Genomic DNA, 5,080 nt, shown 5'->3' on the forward strand with positions numbered 1-5,080 from the left:
CCATTAGCGTTACATCTGGTTGGTGTTCCCTAAATAGAGCGATCGCTTGTTTCCCATTTTCGGCTTGGGCAATCACCTGCATATCTGGGTCACGGTTAATAATCGTGGCTAATCCTTGCCGAAAAATCGCATGATCCTCTGCAATCAGAACCCGAATGGTCGTGGCTTGGCTCATCGTGATGCTACTTCCGATTGACGGTGACAATAATCTCTGTTCCCTGCCCAGGTTGACTTCCAATGGTGAGTTGTGCGCCGATGCGCTCTGCCCGTTCGCTCATGCCGAGTAAGCCAAAACCCTCAGAGGTTGGAATACTCCCGACTCCAAAGCCCTGTCCATTGTCTCTCACGCGCAAGCAAACCTGATCGTGATCGTAGGCTAGCTCCACTCGAATTTCGTCAGCATTGGCATGTTTAATCGCATTGGTTAAGGCTTCCTGCCCCATCCGTAGTAAGTTATTCTCGACTTCAGTCGGTAGAGAATATACTGCACCCTCGGTCTCATAATATAAGGTGGTGTCCATTGCGGCAGTTCTGATTTGAGCGATGAGACGATGTAGAGCGTTCTGTAAACTGCCCGACTCCAAAAGCTGAGGGCGGAGCGCGACGACCGATCGCCGCGCTTCAACCAGTCCAGTTCGTGCCAATTCTTTGATCAGGTTTAGATGTGCCCCAGTTGCTTCTACATCATCCGTTAGCACCTGGTTTGCAGCACCTACCTGAGCCAGAATACCTGTAAACGCCTGAGCGAGTGTGTCGTGAATTTCGCGTGCCATGCGGTTACGTTCTTCCAAAATTGAGGCTTCTTCTGCTTGCTTGAGCGCCGTAATATCTCGCGTTAGCCAAATTACCTGATCGAGGCTGATTGGGGCAATGCGAGCCGAAAACCAGGCTTCTTGTTCAGCTATCTGCAAGCTGTACTCAACTGTAAGCATTTGTTGGGTTCTCAGCACCTGCTGAATATAACCCAGGAATTCATCGGCTTGTTCTTTTTCAAAAATCTGGTGCAGTGTTTGACCAATCTGCTCCTCAATAGGTCGATACAACTGATTCGGTTTCACTTCGACTGCTTCGACCAGTCGCCCTTGGGCAGTAAGGACAAACAGCGGATCGGGAATGGCTGAAACGAGTGCCCGCAGTTCTGCTTCAGAGGCTTGCAATGCTGCTTCTGCTTGTTTTCGATCGCTAATATCCGCAATCACCCCTTCAATGTAGTCATCAGCTGCATTCAGATAAGAAGAAAAAAGTCCCCAAAATACTGTTCCATCTCGTTTTCGCAGCTGTGCTTCAAAGCTTCGCACTTCCCCATCCCGCTTCAGCAACTCAAGCAATTGTTGGTGATCGCTGGGATTGACATAGTAGCCTGCGGTGGGTTCAATCCCAATGATCTCCTCTGGTGAGTCAAAGCCATACAGATTGGCAAAGCATTGATTGGCATCGAGAATTAACCCATCACCGATGCGGGTGCGGTAGATGCCAACCTGGGAGTTTGCAAAGATAGCTCGGAATTTAGCTTCACTGCGTAGTAGTGCCTCTTCTGCTTGTTTACGCTGGGTGGTGTCATTGCCAACCGATAAGATTTCAACGACCTCTCCCTGGTCATTGAAGATGGCTTGATTCGACCAGGTCATCCAAACTCGCCGTCCATCTCGACACAGGTTTTCACCTTCACCTTGCGGGTACGATTGAGGATTACGAAGTAAATCGTGGACTATGGGTCTCATATCGCGTCCAGAGAGTTCGGCTTCTGGAATGATGGTTTCAAATAAGGTTCGCCCTAAAATCTGATGTTCTTCATAGCCCAGGAGTTTCACCCCATAATCGTTGATGTATCGAATTCGTCCTTGCGAATCATAGCGAATGATAACGGAATTCGCGGTTTGTAGCAGGTTGCGATAATTCGCTTCACTTTGTCTCAATGCGGCTTCGGTCTGTTGACGTTCAGCGATTTCCTGCTGTAGGGATTGAGTTCGCTCTTCTACCTTCCTTTCCAATGTTTCGGTATAGTCTGCTAACTGTTCATATAACCGAGCATTCTCCAGTGAAATTGCTGCCTGAGCCATCAACAGTTTGAGGACTTGTAAGCGATCGCGGGTAAACACTCCGGTACTAAGCTTGTTCTCCAAATAAAGGATGCCGACAAGCTGATTTTGCTTGAGAATTGGCATACAAAGGAGCGATCGCGTCTGTTGGTGTTGAATATAAGGATCAGTCAAAAAAGATGGTTCGCTGACTGCATCATCAAACACCAGAGTTTCTTGAGTACGTTCTACTGAGTAAATAACGGGGACAGGAATCGTTGCACAGTCAGTAACAGCGATCTTTTCCAGGTTGCACTGTCTACTCCCACTGCACTGAGCCACCACAGTGAGTTGATCGTCTTCTAGGAGCACTAGAGCGCCTGTTTCGGCTCCGGCATTTTCTATCACCACCTGCATTAACGTGGCGATCAATTGATCGAGATGAATTATTTCTGAAAGAGCTTGAGCTGCTTTCATTACCGCAGCCAAATCGAGCGCCGCAGTCGGATGAAGGATCGTTTTAGCGGTCAAGATTGAGTTCGATTGCCGAATCAGGTTGGAATTGAGTAGTTGTGGATAGCGTTTTTCTAAATCTTTAACTTTAGCAGTTGCTCCCCATCTTTCATAGCAGTAGTGTGCTTCTTTCATGTAGAGTTGAGCAAATTTTTCCAGACCTCGCGCTAGATAATGTTTTGCAGCCAATTCGTATGCTAACGCCTCTTCCTGGATATATTCATTTTCTCTGGCTCCTTGAATCGCCCGTTCATAAAACTCTTCAGCCTCAAGAAACTGCCCTAAAACTCGCGCTTTCTCTGCTTCGACTAGATGAAATTTATGTAGATAATTCATTGGAGCGTAACCTGCCCATTTTTGCACCTTTTCTTGGTTGGTGCTAACACAACTTAGCCAAGCTTCTTCTTCAGAGCTTGAAGCCTCAACCAATAGGCTCAAAAGCACCAGAGAATCGTAGAAATGGAATATAGGTATAGGTTCTGTTATTTCTTCTAAAGGCTGCCTTGCTAACACAGCAGTTTGTGCAGCTTGATGATATTCCCCAAATAGATAACACAGTATAATTTTGTTTAAATAGAGGTAGGGAATTTCAGTTTTGTCTTTAACTGCAATAGCGCGCGATAGTGCTTGCTCTTCATTATATACACTACCAATCAAACGGGTAGGATTCTCAGATCTACCTAGCAGATTAAGGATTGTCTGCCACAACACTGCAATCCAATTAGAGGGGTTTTCCCGTCTGATTTGTCTGATTGCTTTGCTGTAGGTTGCCGTTTTTTGTTCCAGTTCTGTGAGTTCCTCACCAGCAAGAAACGAGTAACAACATACATTACATGCAGCATAACCAGCGAATTCAAAGTCTCCGGTTTCCACTCCGTTTTGATAAACATCAACCTGAATTGGTATTATTTTCCTAAAATGTACCTTCCGGTGCATGATGTTGGCACTAAATATCGCTAATGCTTTAGCATTCCTTTTTTTGCTATTCAATCGTTCTGTCAAGCTGAGAGCCAATTGACCAAATTTATAACCAAGTTCAATGTCTTGAACAACGTCACCTAGAACAACTCCGTAGGCAGCATAACTCAGTGGTGACCAGGTAGCATTGCCGTAGTTGATTGATAAATTTACCATTTTGCACACAATCAGTATCATCAGTGCTGGTGACACCATATTTGCAGCAACCACGATATTCACCAGGATATACATTGCTGCCAGAGGTTGTGGTGCGGTCATCTTTGCTAGATTAATTAAGTCTTCGATATCTCGTCCAACGAGTAGTGCAGCCGTTGACTCCAATTCTCTTTGAACATCTAACTGACTTGGATTTTCTATTAAATCTATTCCCAAGCGCTTTAACGCTTCCAATCCAGTTTTTAGTACTTCTTTCAGGTTGCCCTGTGACAAATATCCTTGAATTCTGCTATCGTAAGCCTGTACTTTGTCAACCACTGTTTTGGCACGAGCGAGTACCACTTCTACCAACTGTTCCATCTCATCAAAGCACCCCTGGAGATACGCCGCTTCTGCTGCTTCTGAGTACAGCGCTAAGGTGAGGTCATACTCACTGAGCCAACTCTTTGTATCAAGAAGTTTAAGCCCTGTAGTGAAATACTTAAAAGCTGCTTCATAAGCCGTTGCTGCCTTTGCTTTCTGACCTGCCGTTAAATTCAATCTGGCAATTTCAGTTCGTTCTGATCGAGCAGTGACTAGCTCAAGTCCTTGATTGAGATGATCGATGATTTCAAACAACCGATCGGATCGTTGCTCTGGTGAAGTTTTTTCGAGCAAATTGCGACCAATTTGCAGATGAACCAATTGTTTCTGCAATTCATCAATCAAAGCATAAGCCGCTTGTTGTACGCGATCGTGCAGAAACTTATACTCTTGAACTAACAAATCTTCGTCCAATTCAGACAGAGGTTGAATTAATCCCGCTTGTATTACTGCTAGTAGATCCTGGAAAATTGCTTTCGGTGATTTTTCGCAAACGATCGCCAATGTCTCTAAATCAAATTCAGCCCCAGTACAAGCGGCAATGGAGAGAATTTGCTGTGTTGCTGACGGCAATTTCTGCAACTGACGCAACAGCAACTCCACCACATTATCAGTGATATTTTGAGCTTCGATCTCAGCCAGGTTCCATTGCCAGCTCAACTGTTGTGCATCGAAAGTCAACAAATTTTCGCCATACAGCATTTTCAAAAATTCACCAACGAAGAAAGGATTGCCCTCCGTTTTATGCAATACCAACTCACCTAAGGATCGCACAGTGTCAGTATTTTGATGCAACGTCTCGGCAATCAACTGACTCAACGGCAAGAGCGTTAAGGGTGCCAGAATGATTTCTTGAAGCATTGCCCTTTGTTTCCTCAATCGCTCCAGCGTTAATGCCAGTGGATGCGCTGGATTCACTTCATTATCTCGATAGGCTCCGATCAGAAATAGAAATTGGGTTTGCTCGTCAAGCATCATTAGTTCGATTAACTTCAGCGTGGCTGAATCCGCCCACTGTAAGTCATCTAAAAAGATCACCAGAGGATGTTCTT

Annotated in this window: 2 protein-coding genes; both read right to left on the reverse strand. The window is 45.3% G+C overall.

What is annotated here, in order from left to right:
* Positions 1–175, reverse strand: a 175-nt coding sequence (locus H6G96_RS40035; RefSeq protein ID WP_190920129.1) for a response regulator transcription factor, incomplete at its 3' end; no start/stop codon positions are given.
* Positions 176–182: 7 nt separating this feature from the next.
* Positions 183–5,080: PAS domain S-box protein (locus H6G96_RS42175; RefSeq protein ID WP_242063659.1), on the reverse strand; the 4,898-nt coding region annotated here is incomplete at its 5' end.

The organism is Nostoc sp. FACHB-892 (assembly GCF_014698795.1).
In the GTDB taxonomy this organism is placed as follows: Bacteria; Cyanobacteriota; Cyanobacteriia; order Cyanobacteriales; family Nostocaceae; genus Nostoc.